The 15456-nt window shown below is 69.5% G+C and carries 17 protein-coding genes; 6 read left to right on the top strand and 11 right to left on the bottom strand.

Annotation, left to right across the window (positions count from 1 at the left end):
* Positions 1-13 precede the first annotated feature (13 nt).
* From ACQP2X_RS18280 to ACQP2X_RS18290, 3 genes are read left to right on the top strand one after another with little or no spacing between them, the layout of a single operon-like run.
* Positions 14-868, top strand: a complete 855-nt coding sequence (locus tag ACQP2X_RS18280) for an RNA polymerase subunit sigma-70 (protein WP_498700973.1) — start codon at positions 14-16, stop codon at positions 866-868.
* A gap of 52 nt (positions 869-920) precedes the next feature.
* The gene (locus ACQP2X_RS18285; RefSeq protein ID WP_498698504.1) at positions 921-1763 is read left to right on the top strand and encodes a YybH family protein; all 843 of its coding nucleotides are present in this window, start codon (positions 921-923) and stop codon (positions 1761-1763) included.
* Positions 1764-1795: 32 nt separating this feature from the next.
* Entirely contained in the window at positions 1796-2407 is a 612-nt protein-coding gene (locus tag ACQP2X_RS18290) for an AAA family ATPase (RefSeq protein ID WP_498698506.1), read from the top strand.
* A 13-nt stretch (positions 2408-2420) separates the two neighbouring features.
* Here ACQP2X_RS18290 and ACQP2X_RS18295 read toward each other — a convergent pair whose 3' ends face one another.
* From ACQP2X_RS18295 to ACQP2X_RS18315, 5 genes are all read right to left on the bottom strand, one after another.
* A complete protein-coding gene (locus tag ACQP2X_RS18295; protein ID WP_498698507.1) occupies positions 2421-3041 on the bottom strand; it encodes a calcium-binding protein in 621 nt (206 codons plus the stop codon).
* Positions 3042-3121: 80 nt separating this feature from the next.
* Entirely contained in the window at positions 3122-4615 is a 1494-nt protein-coding gene (arfA, locus tag ACQP2X_RS18300; protein ID WP_498698509.1) for an arabinosylfuranosidase ArfA, read from the bottom strand.
* A gap of 9 nt (positions 4616-4624) precedes the next feature.
* Entirely contained in the window at positions 4625-5476 is an 852-nt protein-coding gene (locus ACQP2X_RS18305; protein ID WP_498698511.1) for a carbohydrate ABC transporter permease, read from the bottom strand.
* Positions 5473-6405 (bottom strand): carbohydrate ABC transporter permease, encoded by a 933-nt coding sequence (locus tag ACQP2X_RS18310; RefSeq protein WP_498698512.1) that lies wholly within the window; start codon positions 6403-6405, stop codon positions 5473-5475. Before ACQP2X_RS18310 ends, ACQP2X_RS18305 begins: the two co-directional genes overlap by 4 nt.
* Positions 6406-6407: 2 nt before the next feature.
* Entirely contained in the window at positions 6408-7745 is a 1338-nt protein-coding gene (locus tag ACQP2X_RS18315; RefSeq protein WP_498698514.1) for an ABC transporter substrate-binding protein, read from the bottom strand.
* 227 nt (positions 7746-7972) lie between these two features.
* On the opposite strand from ACQP2X_RS18315, the gene ACQP2X_RS18320 reads away from it, so the two are divergent.
* The gene (locus tag ACQP2X_RS18320) at positions 7973-9001 is read left to right on the top strand and encodes a LacI family DNA-binding transcriptional regulator (protein ID WP_498698517.1); all 1029 of its coding nucleotides are present in this window, start codon (positions 7973-7975) and stop codon (positions 8999-9001) included.
* Here ACQP2X_RS18320 and ACQP2X_RS18325 read toward each other — a convergent pair.
* Entirely contained in the window at positions 8988-9458 is a 471-nt protein-coding gene (locus ACQP2X_RS18325) for a hypothetical protein (RefSeq protein ID WP_498698519.1), read from the bottom strand. The genes ACQP2X_RS18320 and ACQP2X_RS18325 overlap by 14 nt on opposite strands.
* A 248-nt stretch (positions 9459-9706) precedes the next feature.
* Here ACQP2X_RS18325 and ACQP2X_RS18330 point away from each other — a divergent pair, with 248 nt between their 5' ends.
* A complete protein-coding gene (locus ACQP2X_RS18330; protein WP_097326823.1) occupies positions 9707-9910 on the top strand; it encodes a cold-shock protein in 204 nt (67 codons plus the stop codon).
* A 75-nt stretch (positions 9911-9985) separates the two neighbouring features.
* On the opposite strand, the gene ACQP2X_RS18335 is transcribed toward ACQP2X_RS18330, so the two are convergent.
* The 3 genes from ACQP2X_RS18335 to ACQP2X_RS18345 form a co-directional block, all read right to left on the bottom strand.
* Positions 9986-10927, bottom strand: a complete 942-nt coding sequence (locus ACQP2X_RS18335; protein WP_498698521.1) for a hypothetical protein — start codon at positions 10925-10927, stop codon at positions 9986-9988.
* Between the two features lie 78 nt (positions 10928-11005).
* The gene (locus ACQP2X_RS18340; RefSeq protein WP_498698523.1) at positions 11006-12367 is read right to left on the bottom strand and encodes a HAMP domain-containing sensor histidine kinase; all 1362 of its coding nucleotides are present in this window, start codon (positions 12365-12367) and stop codon (positions 11006-11008) included.
* Positions 12360-13061, bottom strand: coding sequence for a response regulator transcription factor (locus tag ACQP2X_RS18345; protein WP_498698524.1), 702 nt, complete (start codon positions 13059-13061; stop codon positions 12360-12362). Before ACQP2X_RS18345 ends, ACQP2X_RS18340 begins: the two co-directional genes overlap by 8 nt.
* Before the next feature lie 93 nt (positions 13062-13154).
* On the opposite strand from ACQP2X_RS18345, the gene ACQP2X_RS18350 reads away from it, so the two are divergent.
* Positions 13155-14081 carry a helix-turn-helix transcriptional regulator gene (locus ACQP2X_RS18350; protein WP_498698525.1) on the top strand — a complete coding sequence of 309 codons (927 nt, stop codon included), beginning with the start codon at positions 13155-13157 and terminating at the stop codon, positions 14079-14081.
* Positions 14082-14141: 60 nt separating this feature from the next.
* Here the strand turns inward: ACQP2X_RS18350 and ACQP2X_RS18355 are convergent, their stop codons facing one another.
* Together ACQP2X_RS18355 and ACQP2X_RS18360 are read right to left on the bottom strand one after the other, a co-directional pair.
* Positions 14142-14981 (bottom strand): GNAT family N-acetyltransferase, encoded by an 840-nt coding sequence (locus ACQP2X_RS18355; protein ID WP_498698530.1) that lies wholly within the window; start codon positions 14979-14981, stop codon positions 14142-14144.
* Between the two features lie 10 nt (positions 14982-14991).
* Positions 14992-15417 (bottom strand): MarR family winged helix-turn-helix transcriptional regulator, encoded by a 426-nt coding sequence (locus ACQP2X_RS18360; RefSeq protein WP_498698533.1) that lies wholly within the window; start codon positions 15415-15417, stop codon positions 14992-14994.
* Between the last annotated feature and the right edge of the window lie 39 nt (positions 15418-15456).

The following is a 15456-nucleotide window of genomic DNA, read 5'->3' on the forward strand; positions in this document are numbered from 1 at the left end:
TCATTGCTACCGCATGCTGGGTTCGTTCCAGGATGCCGAGGACGCGGTGCAGGAGACCCTGATGCGTGCCTGGCGGAGCCGGGACCGGTACGAGGATCGCGGTACCGAGCGCGCGTGGCTCTACAAGATCGCAACGAACCGGTGCCTGACCATGATCGAGCGCCGGGGCCGCCGCCGGGAGCTGCCGACCGACCTCACGCCGGGAGCGGCGCCGCTGGCCGAGACGGCCTGGCTCGAGCCGTACCCGGACCCGGCGCAGCGGCTGCTGGCGCGCGAGCATATGGAGCTCGCATTCGTCGCGGCGCTGCAACACCTCTCCGGCCGGCAGCGAGCTGTGCTGCTGTTGCGCGAGGTTCTGGGCTACCCGGCGGGTGAGGTGGCCGAGCTGCTCGATACCTCCGTCGCGGCGGTCAACAGCGCTCTGCAGCGGGCCCGCCGGGTGGTCGACGAGTTGCGGCCGGCTGTCACCGAGCAGGCGGAGTTCGCCGAGCTGGGCGACGAGCGGCACCGTGAGATGGCGAGACGGTACGCCTCCGCGTGGGAGACGGGCGATGTCGAGGCCATCCTGGCGATGCTGACCGACGACGCCAAGTACTCGATGCCGCCGTTGACGCAGTGGTACGAAGGCCGCGATGACATCCGGCGGTTCCTGGTGGAGGGTCCGCTGTCGCTGCGATGGCGGTTCGTCCCCACGCACGCGAACGGGCAGATGGCCTTCGGAACCTATCGATGGGACCCGGAATCGTCCCTGTTCGTAGCGGCGGCGCTGGACGTGATCGCGGTGCGCGGCACCAGCATCGCCGAGGTGGTGTCGTTCCTGACTCCGGAGGTCTTCCCGAGATTCGGTCTGGACCCCGCGATGAGTTAGCCGATCCACGCGGGTTGTACAGGCGAGAGCAACCCGATCCGCGGAGGACAGCATGACGGAGAACGAGGCACAGATCCGGGAACTGATCGAGCGCTGGGCGCGGGCGGTGCACACCGCCGACCTGGCCGGCGTGCTCGCCGACCACGCCGAGGACATCGTCATGTACGACGTGCCGCCGCCGTACCAGGGGGTCAGGGGAATCGACGCCTACGGGCGGGCATGGCCCGGGTTCCTCCAGTGGCAGGCAGCGGGCGCCACATTCGAACTCGTCAGCCTGGACGTCACGGCGGGCGATACCGTCGCCTTCGCGCATGCCCTGCTGCGCTGCGGTACTCCCGAGGATCTGGCGAGAAAGCCGGATTTCCTGCTACGGCTGACCCTCGGTCTGCGCAAGGAGCAGGGCCGCTGGACCGTCGCGCACGAACACCATTCGTTCCCCGACGATGAAGGCGCGGACGACCGCGACGCCTCCGAACGTGAGGTGCGGGCGCTGCACCGGCAATGGTTCGAGGCCACCGCGGCCAAGGACCTCGACGGCCTGATGGGGCCGATCGCCGAAGATGTCGTCTCCTACGAGCACGTGCAGCCCTTGGAGTACGCCGGCCGGGACCAGGTCCGAGAGGTGTGCGCCGGCGGCCTCGACGCCAGTGCCGGCACCGTCACCTGGACCGTGCCGGATCTGACGGTCGTCGTGCGCGATGACCTCGCCGTGGCGTGGGGCCTGAACAGGATGACGGCGGAACAGGCCGACGGCGGCGTGGCCGAGAGCTGGTCCCGTGGCACCCGGATCTTCCGGAAGACCGTCCAGGGCTGGGAAATGGTCCACCAGCACGTTTCGTTCCCCATGGACCCGGGTTCCGGCCGAGCGAGCATCGGCCTGACCCCCACTACCTGATCAAGCGAATCGCGCGATTGTTACGATTCGCCATGTCAGAAGGCCGGTACTCCCCGCGTCTCGTGGTCGTCAGAGGGAACAGCGGGTCGGGGAAGACCACGATCGCGCGGGAGGTGCGCCGGCGGTACGGCCGGGGCTGTGCCCTGGTCGAGCAGGACTATCTGCGGCGGGTGGTGCTGCGGGAGCACGGCAGCGACGGAACGCCGACGATCGCGCCCGGCTTCATCATGAGCGTCGTGCGGGCCGCTCTCGCCGGTGGGTATCACGTCGTGCTCGAAGGCATTCTGCACACCGGCCAGTACGGGCAGCCGCTCCGCGAGCTGATCGCCGAGCATCCCGGACCGGCCGGTGTCTACTGGATGGACGTCTCGTTCGACGAGACCGTGCGCCGCCACCGGCGGCGGGCCGAGCCGATTCCGGTCACCGCCGGGCAGATGCGCGAGTGGTACACGCCGCTCGACCTGCTCGGGGTGCCGGGCGAGCAGATCCTCGGCGAGTCCGTCACCTTCGACGACGCGGTCGAGCGGATCCGGCACGACAGCGGCCTCGCCGAGACCGCTGCCCTCACGCCCTGCCCGCTGATCTGCCCGCGGTGCGCCCAGAAACGCGGCCCGGACCCGGCGGGCCCGGGCGACCGCGCCTGAGCACCGGACGGCCTCAGCAGTCGGTGGGCTGGTCGGCGCGGTCGCTGATCAGATGGTTGGTGCCCGCGCCGCCGACCAGTTGGTCCTTGCCGGCGCCGCCGTTGAGGGTGTCGTTGCCGGCGCCGCCGTCGAGCCTGTCGTTTCCGGAGTCGCCGTGGATCCGGTCGGCGCCGCCGTTGCCGTAGAGCTTGTCGGCACCGCTGCCGCCGTACAGGATGTCGCCGGCCGACGCGCCCCGGATCGTGTCGTTTCCGGTGCCGCCGTAGGCGAGCAGCTGCAGCCGGGTCTTGTTGGTGATGCTGTCGGCGCGGTCGAACGTGGACACCTGCACGCGCTGGGTGAGCTCGCCGATGCCGCACAGCACCTTGGTCCGGTCGCCCTTGACGGCTTTGCAGCCCGCCCCGGCCCGGATCGGGGCCGTGTCGTCGATGCTGATGTAGTGCTTGGGCCCGTTGGTGACGACGACCCGGTTGGTGCTGCCGTTCGCCGCCTTGTAGACGACCACGTCGCCGGACTTGTACTTGGCCAGATAGGCGATCCCGCCCGAGGCCGCCTGAGCGGCCTGGGCGGGCGTCGCGAAGGCGGCGGTCAGGGCGGCGCCGGCCAGAGCCGTGGCCAGGTGAACCTTGCGCATCGTCGTTCCCCGTTTCGTGTCTCAGTTTCTCCGACACTTGATGCGATGCCGCCCCGCCCGGGTCAGTTCTCCGTCCGATGTCACGAATGGGTAACGGCGACGCGGAGTGCGCTCCACGACACCGGGGGCAGCGTCACCGTGACGGTGCCGTTCGCGACCTCGGCCGCCAGCTCCCGGGGGATCACCCGGTCGGGAGCGGACTGGGTGTTGGTGGCGGTCAGGTCGTCGTCGGTGAGCACCCAGGCCTCCGTCACCGAGGACGCCGGGAAGGAGAACGACACGCTCTCGGTCTGGTGGCGGTTGACCACGAAGACCGACAGGGCGCCGTCCTCGTGGGTCGCCACAGCGTCGACGACCGGCACCGCACCGAAGCGCGTGGTGTCGTACACCGGGGAATCGATTTTGACGTCGAGGACGTCGCCCCGGGAGAGGCGGGACGTCAGGGCGAACGGGTGGAACGTGGTCTGCCGCCAGGCCTCGCCGTCGGGCTCGCTGCGGATCGGGGCGATCACGTTCACCAGCTGGGCCAGGCAGGCCGCGGTGACCCGGTCGCTGTGGCGCAGCAGCGAGATGAGCAGACCGCCGACCACCACCGCGTCGGTCACATTGTAGCTGTCCTCGATGACGCGCGGGGCCACCTCCCATTCGGTGATCGCCGTGCGGGACGCCTCCCAGCGGCTCAGGTACCAGACGTTCCACTCGTCGAACGAGATGTTGATGCGCTTGGCCGATTTGAGGCGGGCGCCGACGCTGTCCGCGGTCGCCACCACGCTGTCGATGAAGTGGTCCATGTCGACCGCCGAGGCCAGGAACGAGCCGACGTCGCCGTTCAGCGGTTCGTAGTAGGCGTGCGCCGAGATGTAGTCGATCTGGTCGTACGCCAGCTCGAGCACCTCGGACTCCCAGGCGCCGAACGTCGGCATGGACGAGCTCGAGCTGCCACACGCGATCAGCTCGATCTCCGGCTGAGCCGAGCGCAGCGCCCGCGCCGTCTCGGCGGCCAGGCGCCCGTACTCCCGAGCGGTCTTGTGCCCGGTCTGCCACGGCCCGTCCATCTCGTTGCCGAGACAGAACATGCTTATGCCGTACGGCTTCTCCGACCCGTTCCCGCGGCGCAACTCGGCCAGGTGCGTCCGGTCGGGCTGGTTGAGGTACTCGTGGACGTCGAGGGCCTCCTGGACGCCGCGGGTGCCCAGGTTGAGGGCGTACATGACCTCGACCCCGGCCTTGCCGGCCCAGCGCATGAACTCGTCCACGCCGACCTCGTTGGTCTCCAGGCTGTGCCAGGCCAGGTCGCGGCGCACCGGCCGGTCGGCGACGGGGCCGATGCCGTCCTCCCACTTATATCCGGACACGAAGTTGCCGCCGGGGTAGCGGACGAGCGAGACCCCCAGTTCCCGGACGAGGGCGAGCACGTCGGCCCGGAACCCGTCGGCGTCGGCCGACGGGTGCGACGGCTCGTAGACGCCGCCGTAGACGCAGCGGCCCATGTGCTCGACGAACGAGCCGAAGGTGCGGCGGGAGACGGGGGCGACGACACGGTCGGGGTCGAGGTGCAGCTTGGCGTTGAGCACGTTGGTCCTTTACTTGAGACTTCCTACGGCCAGACCGCCCTGCCAGTACTTCTGCAGGGTGAGGAAGGCGACGACGAGCGGAACGATCGACACCAGCGAACCGACGATGATCAGGTTCCAGAGGGACTGGCCGCCGCCGTTGTTCGAGCTCGCCAGTTGCTCCCACAGGCCGATGCCGACCGTGAGCGGGTAGAGCTTCGAGGTGGACAGCATGGTCAGCGGCAGGAAGAAATTGTTCCAGGTGGAGACGATCGACAGCAGCAGCACCGTGATCACTCCGGGGCGCATGAGCGGCAGCGCCACCTTGACGAAGGTCCGCAGCTCGCCGGCCCCGTCGATGCGGGCCGCGTCGAGCAGCTCGTCGGGGACGGACGCCGAGGCGTACACCCGCATGAGATAGACGGCGAACGGGCTCAGCAGCGACGGCAGGATGACCGCCCAGATGGTGTCGGTGAGCCCGGCGTTCGACATGAGCACGAACGTCGGGATCACCAGCGCGGTCAGCGGCACCATGACCGAGCCGAGCACCGCGGCGAAGACCAGGTTGCGGCCCCGGAAGCTGAACTTCGCGAAGCCGTACCCGGCCAGCACCGAGACGATGGTGCATCCGATGCCGCCGGCGAAGGCGTACAGCGCGGAATTGCCCATCCAGCGCAGATATTCGCCGTTGTTGTAGGTGAACAGGTCGCCCAGGTTCTCGAAGAAGTGGAAGCCGCTCGAGAACCACAGGGCGCCGTTGCCGGAGAACAGCCCTTCGGCGTTCTTGGTGCTGGCGACCAGGAGCCACCAGACCGGGATGAGGAAGTAGCACACCATGGCCAGCAGCAGCAGCTTGGCCCAGATGTGGCGGGGCCTGGTCATGTGAAGATGCTGCCTTTCTTGCGGGTGACGAACATGAAGATGCCGACCGCCAGGAAGACCACGAAGCCGAGCGAGAACGAGATGGCCGAGGCGTAGTTGAACTGCGCGTAGCGGAAGGCGAGGTTGTAGGCGTAGATGTTCGGCGTGAAGTCGGGCGTCACCGATCCGTTGGCGATCGGGCCCAGGATCTGCGGTTCGGTGAAGAACTGCAGGGTGCCGATGAGCGAGAAGACCAGGATCAGCACGAGCGCCGACGAGACCATCGGGACTTTGATGCGCAGCGCGATCTGCCGGGCATTGGCGCCGTCGATCCGGGCCGCCTCGTAGATGGAGGTGTCGATGCTGCGCAGGGCCGCGTAGATGATGATCATGTAGTAGCCGGACCACTGCCAGGTCACCACGTTGAGCAGGCCGTAGAAGATGTTGCCCTGGCTGAGCAGGAACGGCGCCCGCACGTCGAACGCGGTCGCGATCTGCTCGATCGGGCCGAAGCTCGGGCTGTAGAGAAAACCCCACATGAGCGCGCCGAGAACGGCCGGAATGGCGTACGGGAGGAAGATGACCAGCCGCGAGAAACGGGCCAGGCGGCCGGTCACCTCGTCGAGCACGAGCGCCGCGACGAGAGCCACGATGATCTGTAGCGGAATGACGACGACGCTGAACCGCAGGACGAACCAGAGTCCCTTGCGGAACGACGGATCCTCGAAGGCGCGTGTGTAGTTGTCGAAGCCCGCGAAGGTCGTCCCGGTGGCCAGCCCCTTGGTCCAGAGCGAGAGATATCCGGCGTAGAACAGCGGCGCCACCAGGAAGGTCAGGAAGACCACGAGGAACGGCAGGATGAAGAGCCAGCCCGCGATTCTCCTGCGCTTGCGGCGGGGTGCGGTTTCTTGTCGTACGCCGACTGGCGGCGCCGTTTGGAGCTGAGTCATCGCTACTTCACCGTGAAGCCCTGGGTCTTCGCGTACTGGACGATCTGGTTGTGCAGGTCGGTGGCGGCCTGGTCGCCCGTCGTCTTGCCCTCGTTGATCTTCACGATCTGCGCCTGGAGCTGCGCGTAGTAGTAGACCGTGAAGGGGCTGTAGGTGGCGCCCTTGTACGCGTTCTCGGCCGGGATGTAGATGTCCTTGTTGGCGGTCTGGCCGTTGAAGAAGTCGACCTTCGCGTTCACGAACTCGTCCGAGGTCAGCACGCTCTGGTTGAGCGGGAAGATCGTCTGGGTCTTCCAGCCGTCGGTCAGCGAGGCCTCGTCGGCGTAGAGGCCGAGGGCGACCTTGGCCGCGTTCGCCTTGTCGGCGGCCTGGCTGGTGACCGCGAAGGCCGAGCCACCCCAGTTGACGCTCACCGGGCTGGCCGTGTCCCACTGCGGCAGCGGGGCGACCGCGAACTTGCCCTTCTCCTTGCCGTTGCCGACGCCGGCGCCGGTCAGATAGCCGGGGGCCCAGGCGGCCGAGACGTAGGTGGCGTACTTACCGCCGACCATGCCCGCGATGTAGTCGGTGGTGAACTGGTCCTCCTTGCCGACCAGGCCCTTCTTGGACAGGTCGCCCCAGAAGTTCAGTACGTCCTTGGTCGCCTGGTCGTCGAGCTTGACGGTGATGTTCTGCTTGTCCGACAGGTCGTAGACGAACGGCTGGGCGCCCTTCTGGATCATCAGGGCGGTGGTCACGGCCGGCACGTTGCTGCCGAAGTCGCCGAAGACGGGCCCGCCGGCCGCCTTGACCTTGGCCGCCGACTCGGCGTACTCGGCCCAGGTCTTCGGGGGTTTGATCTTGTACTTGTCGAAGATGTCGGTGCGGTAGATCAGCGCCATGGGCCCGCCGTCGACCGGCGCCGCGAAGACCTTGTCGCCCTGCGAGACGTCCTTCCAGGCGCCCTCGCTGAAGTTCTTCTTGACGTCGTTGGCGCCGTACGGCACGAGGTCGACCAGGGCGTCCTGGATCTCGAAGCCGACGAGCTGGTCGGCCTCGAGCATGATGACGTCGGGCGCGCCCTTCTTGGCCGAGATGGCGGTCTGGAACTTCTCGTACTCGGGCTGGCCCTGCCCGGCGTTGGTCCAGCAGACCTGGACGTCGGTGTGCTGGTTGTTGAAGTTGTCGACGACCTTGGCCATGTTCGGGTACCAGGCCCAGACGAGGACCCGGGGCGCGGCCTCGTTGACGATCTTGTTCGTGCAGTTCGTGGGCTTGGCGGCCGTGGCTTCTTGATCATCGCCGCCGCCACACGCGGCCATCGAGGTGATCAGGGCAAGGCTCACCGCGGCTTTTGTCATGAATCGCATGGTCCGGCCTCCTGTACACGGGCGCGCCGACATCACCGACTGTCACGTCGGCGCGATCTATGGATCTGGAGCCGAATGGCGGGGGAGTACACCACTCGTGGGGGTTGGTGTGATGTAGATTGCGCTTTGCAGCGCTGCAAAGGACTATGCCCCGGCCGTTCGGCTCTGGCAAGAGGCAACCTGCCGGAAATATTCTCGTGCGAATTCAAGGGGGGCCCATGCGGGAAACTACGCTCCGTGATGTCGCGGAGCTGGCCGGCGTCTCGCCGCGCACGGTGTCGAACGTGGTGAACGGCTACGCCCGGGTGACCGACGCGACCCGCGAGAAGGTGGAGCGGGCCATCGCCCAGCTCGGTTATCGGCCCAACGTGCTCGCGCGCAACCTGGCCACCGGCCGCTCGGGGCAGATCGTCGTGGTCGTGCCCTATCTGGACACCCCGTACTTCGCCGAGCTGCTCCAGGGCATCATCCCGGCCGCCCGCAAACTCGGCTACAACGTGCTGGTCGACCAGACCGACGGCGACCGCGAGCATGAGCACGAGCTGATCGGGCGGGGCTCGCGCCGCTTCCTGTTCGACGGCATGATCTTCAGCCCGCTGGGCCTCTCGCAAGAAGATCTGGCCGTACGGGATCCGGACCTTCCCCTGGTCGTGCTGGGCGAACGCTCGTCGGACGGCACGTTCGACCACGTGGGCATCGACGACGTGGCCGCCTCGACGGACGCGGTGAACCACCTGTTCTCCATCGGCCGGCGCCGGATCGCGGCCATCGGCGACCAGCCGTACCCGACCGGCGAGGCGGCGCAGCTGCGCACGCAGGGCTTCCGGGCCGCGCACGCGGCGCACGGCCGGCCGGTGGACGAGTCGCTCATCGTCAGCACGGCCCGCTTCAACCGGGTCGACGGGGCCACGGCGATGGCGGCCCTGCTCGATCGGGCGGACCCGCCGGACGCGGTGTTCTGCTACAGCGACCTGGTCGCCTCGGGGGCACTGCACACCCTGCACCAGCGCGGTCTGCGGGTGCCTGAGGACGTGGCGATCATCGGCTACGACGACATCGAGGACGGGCGCTACAGCAGCCCCACGATCAGCACGATCCAGCCCGACAAGAAGGCGATCGCGCAGATGGCCGTCGACCGCCTCGTCAAGCGCATCGCCAGCCCGTCACCGGTGCCCGGCGTCGAGTTGCGGGCCGAGCACCGGCTGATCGCGCGGGAGAGCACTCTCGGCACCGCTACTTCTTCTTGACGATCACCAGACGGGCGATGGTCTTGCCGCCCTCCTTACGGCCGGCCACCCCGACCTCGGCGCCGGTCTTCAGCTCGCCCCGGACGGTGACCTTCTCGCCCGTGGTCCAGGTCTGTGTGAAACCGTCGGTGGACTTCACGCTGACCGAGTCGTCGCCGGTGGCGGTGACGGTGCCGCGCTGGACGACGATCGTCCGGGGGCCGTCCTTGCCCTGCACGACGATCTCGCCGTGCAGCGTGTTCTTCCGCAGATAGGGCCGCTTGTGCTTGGCCCGTCCCTCCTTCGAGGCCTCGGCCTTGGCCTCCCCGGCGCTCGCGGACGGCTCCGGGCTGTCGAGGCTGACGGCCGTCAGTGCCTGCGTCTCGGCGGCCGTGTCCGCCCCCGCGGCCGGAGCCGCACAACCGGCCAGCGCGAGCATGCCGGCCAGGCCGAGCACGGTCATCTTCATGCGTCTCATGGCGCCGACTCTGCCGCCGGCACGCGTGCCCCGCGTCAGGGAAATGTTCGGGTTGTGTAAGGCCCCGGCCGTTGTGCTACCTTGGCTGAGTTGCAGTTTTGATTTCCGTAGACGTTTTCGGCGCCTGATGGGTTATCTGAGACCCGCGGGCGCTTTTTCGTTTTTCGTGTCTGTTCAGGCGCGGGTGATCAACGCGGCGGCGTCAGGGTCCGCACAGTGCGGCCCCTACAGCCTGCGAAGGAGCAGACATGGCTACCGGCACCGTGAAGTGGTTCAACGGCGACAAGGGTTTCGGCTTCATCACCCCCGATGACGGCGGCGCCGACCTCTTCGCGCATTTCTCGGCGATCGCGACCAGCGGTTACCGCAGCCTCGACGAGAACCAGCGCGTGGAGTTCGAGGTCACCCAGGGTCAGAAGGGCCTGCAGGCGTCGAACATCCGCCCGCTCTGATCTTCTGATTTCGTACGTCTGATTTTCGTACGGCGGCCCGACTGGTTTCAGCGGGCCGCCGTACGTTTTCTCCGGTCAGGGCACGAGTTCCTGATAGGCGGCGACACCGTCCGGGTCGAGATAACCGCCGGCCGGGACCGAGGTCGCGCCGAGATACCAGTTGTCCATCTGCCAGTAGGCGATGACGCGGAAGTCGCGGGCGGCCAGCCAGGCCCGGGAGGCCCGGATCGCGGGGCCGCGGGAGGCCCGTACCCCCTGGTCGTCGTCGATGCCCCACTCGGGCAGCGTGAGCGGGCGGCCGAGCCCGGAAAAGGCGTTGTACCAGCGCAGCATGCGCGGATCGTTGCCGACGCTGACCGGGTTGTCGGGCTCGCTGCCGCGGGTGCTGGCCTGCCAGTAGAGGTCGAAACCGTAGGCGTCGGCGTAGAGCGGCGCCACGATCCAGTCCTGGATCTCCCGGTCCCCGCCGGTGCCGTTGTTGGTCACGCCGGGCGAGCCCGGCCGCCACTGATACGACATGTGGATCGGCACGACGGAAATCGACGTGTTGACGGCCTTGGCGACCACGTAGACCCGGGAGAAGGCGGCCACGAACTGCGTGCCGGTCATGTCGTCCTCGGGTTCGTGGAAATAGGTGAGGAAACTGCCGGCCGGCATGGCGGCCGCGATGTTCTGGATCTCGGTGTCGCAGCTGCCGGCGGCCACGGTCACCGGCGTACATGAGGTCTTGAAGGAAAACCAGAGAGTCGCGCCGTACGTCGTGTGGCAGTTGACAGCGTCGGACGGCGGCAATTGACCGGCCGACGCGAAGACGCGCCGGATCCCGAGATCGCCCAGATGCGTTCGTTCGTCGAGGAAGCCGGCGCAGGTGTTCCCACTGCCGACGACGTCGGCGGCGGAAGTGGTGGCACCGACCGTGAGCGTGGGAAGAACGGCCACGGCCGGGGCCGGGGCGGCGGCGGTCACGAGCACGGCCACGGTGGTGGCGACAAGAGCCCGATACAGGACGGATGACATGCCCGGAGATTAAGGCCGTTCATCGAAGAGTCCACATGCGTGAATGCATGACCGTGCCGGCTCATGCGAATTCACCGCTCAGGCGAACGGCAGCGTGATCCGGAACATGGCGCCACCCTCGGGGGCGTGGGCCGCCTCGATGGTGCCGCCGAGGCGCTCGACGAGGCGGGCGGCCAGGGCGAGACCGAGGCCGCTGCCGGTCTTGCGCTCGTGGCGGTAGCGCTGCTGGAGGGCGCCCCGCTGGAAGGCGACGGCGAGGTCGTCATCGGTGAAGCCGGGCCCGCCGTCGCGGACCTCCACGACGCCGCCGTGCTCCCCGGCGCGAACGGCGAGAACGAGGGGAGCGCCGGCCGGAAGCACACGCAGGGCGTTCTCCCCGAGTCCGTCGATGACCTGCCGGAGCCGCCCCGGATCGGTGGTGACCATGACGGGCCGCTCCGGGATCTCGGCGGTCAGCCGGGGACCGTCCGGGCCGCAACGGGGCCCCCAGGCTTCCGCCGCCGAGCCGACGAGGTCGGACAGATCAACGGCCACCATCCGTACGGGCAGATCGGCCGCCTCCAGACGGGAGAGCACCAGAAGGTCGGAGATGAGCCGTTCGAGCCGATCCGCCTCGGCCAGCATGATCCGCCCGGCACTCGCCCCGGTGACCACGCCCTCGCCGGCCGGTTCGCCGGGCGGGGCGGCTATGACGCCGTCGGCGAGGGCCTCGGCGTAGCCGCGGATCGTGGCCAGCGGGGTGCGCAGCTCGTGGGAGACCGACAGCAGGAACTCGCGTTCGCGGCCCTCGCTGCGCTGGAGGGCGGCGCCGAGCTGGTTGAGGGCGGTGGCGAGTTCGGCCGCCTCGGCCGGTGGACGGACGGGCAGCCGCACCGAACGGTCGCCGGCCGACAGCTGCTTGGCGGCCAGCGCGGCCTGCCTCAGCGGGCGGGCGATGAAGTGGGCCAGCAAAGCGCCCGCGACCACGCCACCGGCCAGACCGGCCAGCAGCGCGATCCACACGCCGCCGAGCACCCGCGCCGCCGTGCCGGAGCCGGCCTTGCGGGTCAGGACCACACCGGCGTCGTTCCCGGCCAGCGGGCGCCCGGAGATGAGCACCGCCTGATCGCCGACGATGCCGTTGGTGTCGACGTCCTCGCCGGCCGCGATGCGCTGCACGACCCGGGCCGGCAGGCCGGGCCGGTCGGCCGCGCCCCGGCGGATCAGGTAGACCGCGATGCCGTCGTCGCGCAGCCGGTTCACGATCCGCGTGCGGGCGGCGGCCCGCTCGCTGGCGAGCAGCTCGACCGCCAGGGCCGACTTCTCCGACAGATCCGCCCGCGCGGCGTTGTTGGCGGACCTCACGGCAATCGGTAGTGCCACCAACGCCGTGACGATGACCGAGACGACGGCCGTGGCCGCCGTGACGAGAACCGCCCGCCCGGCGAAGGTCCTAAGCATCCGCGCCGGAGGCCGCGTCGGTGGCGGTGTAGCCGACTCCGCGGACGGTGTGGATTATGGCGGCGGCGCCGGCCAGTTTGGCTCGCAGCTGGGCGACGTGAACGTCCACCGTGCGTGTCTGAGCGTGCGACGCGTATCCCCAGACGGCGGCCAGCAGCTCCTCGCGCGTGAACACGCGGCCGGGGCGGCGCAACAGGTGCGCGAGCAGGTCGAACTCGGTGGCGGTCAAGGTGAGCGGGCGCTCCTCGACCGTGGCCCGGCGGCGTGCGGGGTCGAGCGACACCGGGCCCAGCGTCCGCACCCGGTCGCCGTCGCCGGGGCCGGCGGCTCGGCGCAGCAGGGCCCGGACGCGGGCGACCAGCTCGCGGGGGCTGAACGGCTTGGTCAGATAGTCGTCGCCGCCCAGCTCCAGGCCCAGGATGCGGTCGACCTCGTCGTCGCGGGCGGTCAGGAAGACCACCGGGGTCCAGTCGCCGTCCTCGCGCATACGCCGGCAGATCTCGGTGCCCTCCAGGCCGGGCAGCGCGATGTCGAGAACGCAGGCGACCGGCCGGAGTTTCCGTACGGCGGCAAGCCCTGCCTCTCCGTCATGCGCCACGTGCACGCCGAAGCCGTCGCGGGCCAGGTAGAGGCGCACGAGGTCGGCGATCGGGCGCTCGTCCTCGACGACCAGCACCAGCCCCTTGTCGGTCACCGGCCCATTGTGCCCGCGCGGGCGGCCGGCCGATGTTCGGGCTATGTAAGAAGAGTGGACGGCTTATCGCGGTGGCGGCTCGCCAGTTCCGACATGGATCACGCGCGGCAGGAGCTGGCCCGGTTCTTCGCGCCGTCGGGGCTCAAGCTGGACACCCCGGGCGGGTTCCCGTTCCGGCTCGAGCTCGACGTGTCCCGGGTGGGCGCGCTGCTGACCGGGAGCTATTCGTTCACGATGCCGCTGACCACGGCGGTCGAGAGCATCGCGGGCTATCAGGTGACGATCGCGACCGGCGGCCGCGCCGGCGTGCGGCACAACCACGACGACGTCGGCGTCGACCAGCACTGCGCCGCGGTCATCGGGCCCGGCCGCGACGTGACGTTCCGGCACGGGCCGGACTTCCGGCCGGTCGCGGTCATCGTCGACGAGGAGGCGCTGCACGCGGAGCTGTCGGCGATGCTCGGCCGTACGGTGACCCACCGCATCGAGCTGCCACCGGCCCTCGACATCACCCGCGGACCGGCGGCGAGCTGGTGCCGCATGGTGCGGCTGTTCCGCGACGAGTGCGCGGCGAAGAACAGCCTGCTCGACCATCCGCTCATCGCCGAGCGCCTCCGCTACGCCCTCGTCGACGGCATGCTGCTGTGCCTGCCCCACAACTTCCGCGACGACCTCGACCAGCCACCGCCGCCGACGCCGCCGCGCGCGATCCGGCGGGTCACCGACGCGGTCCGGGAGCGTCCCGAGCGCGCCTTCACGGTGGCCGAGCTGGCCGCCGTCGGCCATGTGAGCGTCCGTTCACTTCAGGACGGTTTCCGCCGGCATCTGGGCATGACTCCCATGACGTACGTGCGTGAGGTCCGGCTGGGCCGGGCCCATGAGATCCTCAGACAGGCCTCGTACGGCGAGGTGACAGTGGCCGCCGTGGCCCATCGGTGCGGTTTCGCCCACCTGGGCCGGTTCAGCGCGGAGTACCGCGCCCGCTACGGCGAATCCCCGTCGCAGACTCTGCGTGACTAGGTCTGTTTCATCGCTGGGCCACGCCGCAGCCCCGCCTCAGTGATGAAACAGACCTAGATCTCAGGCGAAGACGGTCCAGTTCTCGGCCAGGTGGAAGCCCATGCTGTCGTAGAGGGGGCGGCCGGCGGTCGTGGAGTGCAGGAAAGCCGTGCGGGCGCCTTTGGCGTAGGCGTCGCCGAGCACGGCGGCGGTGGCGGCCCGGCCGTAGCCGCGGCGGCGGAAAGGTGGCAGGACCGCGATGTTGAAGACGCCGACCAGGTCGTCCGAGTGGGCGGCGAACGCGGTGGCCACCGGCTCGCCGCCGGCCTCGATCAGGTAGGCGGCCATCGATGGGTGGTCGAGCAGCCGGGGGTGGGCGAAGATGGCCATGCCGTCCAGCGGGGCGTCGAAACCGGCGGCCAGGGCGCGCTGGTAGGCGGCGCTCTCGGCGCCCGTGACGCGGCGGGCGACGGCGGCGGGCGCGGCGCCGACGGCAGGCGCGGCGCCGACGGCAGGGGCGGCGTTGGCGGTGACGGGCGCGACGGCGGCGGTGACGGGCGCGGCGTCGGCGTCGGCGGCGGTCAGCTCGCGGAGCATGAAGGGCTGCCGGCGGCGGAGCTCCAGGCCGTGTGCGGCGGCCACGGCGGCGATGCGGTCGTCGACGTCCTCACCTCGTACGCGCAAGGACCAGGGGAGACCCGCGAAGCGCGAGGACGTCGCGACGTCGGCGATCTCGCCGGCGTCGGGGGCGCGGGTGATGCCGACGACGCCGTTGAGGACCGGGATCTGGGTGCCGGTGACCAGCTCGGCGGTGCCGTGCGGGGAGAGGTGCAGATAGCCGCCGGGCTGGGTGGCGGCCAGGGCGCCGTGCACGTCGAGCCAGGCCCGCGCGGCCCGGTCGGCGGTGGTGTTCGTGTTCACGGCGGCAAGGTTAGCGAGCGGAGCCGAGGATCCGGCCGATGACGTCGTGGGTCACGCTGAGCTCGTCGTCGCCGACCACGCCGTCGAGGAGTTCGGCCACCGCCGCGTCGTACGTCGCGGTGGCGGCGGCCAGCATCTCGCGGCCCTCGGCGGTCAGGGCGATCTGGGTGGCGCGGCGGTCCCCGGGGTCGGCCGTGCGCTCGATGAGGCCGGTGGCGCGGACGCGGTCGGCCAGTTTGCTGGCGCCGCCCATGGTGATGCGCAGCTCGCGGGCCAGGTCGCCGACGCGGGCCATCTCGCGGTCCTTGAGGACCCACAGGGTCTCGAAGCCGGCCAGGGACAGGCCGTGCGCCTGCTTGAGGCGGGCGTCCAGGTGGTCCCAGAGGACGATCTCCAGGCGTACGAGGTCGTGGGCCCATTGCACTCGCTGTGTCACGCCGCACATCTTAGCAAATTAGTTTCCATGGAATCTAAT

It is taken from the genome of Actinoplanes sp. CA-131856 (genome assembly GCF_050956135.1).
GTDB lineage: Bacteria > Actinomycetota > Actinomycetes > Mycobacteriales > Micromonosporaceae > Actinoplanes.

Bases quoted from the DNA above. Each gene is read 5' to 3' on its own strand.
- ACQP2X_RS18325 (WP_498698519.1), bottom strand. From the start codon at position 9,458: ATGAGACGCATGAAGATGACCGTGCTCGGCCTGGCCGGCATGCTCGCG.
- ACQP2X_RS18310 (WP_498698512.1), bottom strand. From the start codon at position 6,405: ATGACTCAGCTCCAAACGGCGCCGCCAGTCGGCGTACGACAAGAAACC.
- ACQP2X_RS18320 (WP_498698517.1), top strand. From the start codon at position 7,973: ATGCGGGAAACTACGCTCCGTGATGTCGCGGAGCTGGCCGGCGTCTCG.
- ACQP2X_RS18330 (WP_097326823.1), top strand. From the start codon at position 9,707: ATGGCTACCGGCACCGTGAAGTGGTTCAACGGCGACAAGGGTTTCGGC.
- ACQP2X_RS18285 (WP_498698504.1), top strand. From the start codon at position 921: ATGACGGAGAACGAGGCACAGATCCGGGAACTGATCGAGCGCTGGGCG.
- ACQP2X_RS18305 (WP_498698511.1), bottom strand. From the start codon at position 5,476: ATGACCAGGCCCCGCCACATCTGGGCCAAGCTGCTGCTGCTGGCCATG.
- ACQP2X_RS18350 (WP_498698525.1), top strand. From the start codon at position 13,155: ATGGATCACGCGCGGCAGGAGCTGGCCCGGTTCTTCGCGCCGTCGGGG.
- ACQP2X_RS18290 (WP_498698506.1), top strand. From the start codon at position 1,796: ATGTCAGAAGGCCGGTACTCCCCGCGTCTCGTGGTCGTCAGAGGGAAC.
- ACQP2X_RS18335 (WP_498698521.1), bottom strand. From the start codon at position 10,927: ATGTCATCCGTCCTGTATCGGGCTCTTGTCGCCACCACCGTGGCCGTG.
- ACQP2X_RS18280 (WP_498700973.1), top strand. From the start codon at position 14: ATGCTGGGTTCGTTCCAGGATGCCGAGGACGCGGTGCAGGAGACCCTG.
- ACQP2X_RS18340 (WP_498698523.1), bottom strand. From the start codon at position 12,367: ATGCTTAGGACCTTCGCCGGGCGGGCGGTTCTCGTCACGGCGGCCACG.
- ACQP2X_RS18315 (WP_498698514.1), bottom strand. From the start codon at position 7,745: ATGACAAAAGCCGCGGTGAGCCTTGCCCTGATCACCTCGATGGCCGCG.
- ACQP2X_RS18295 (WP_498698507.1), bottom strand. From the start codon at position 3,041: ATGCGCAAGGTTCACCTGGCCACGGCTCTGGCCGGCGCCGCCCTGACC.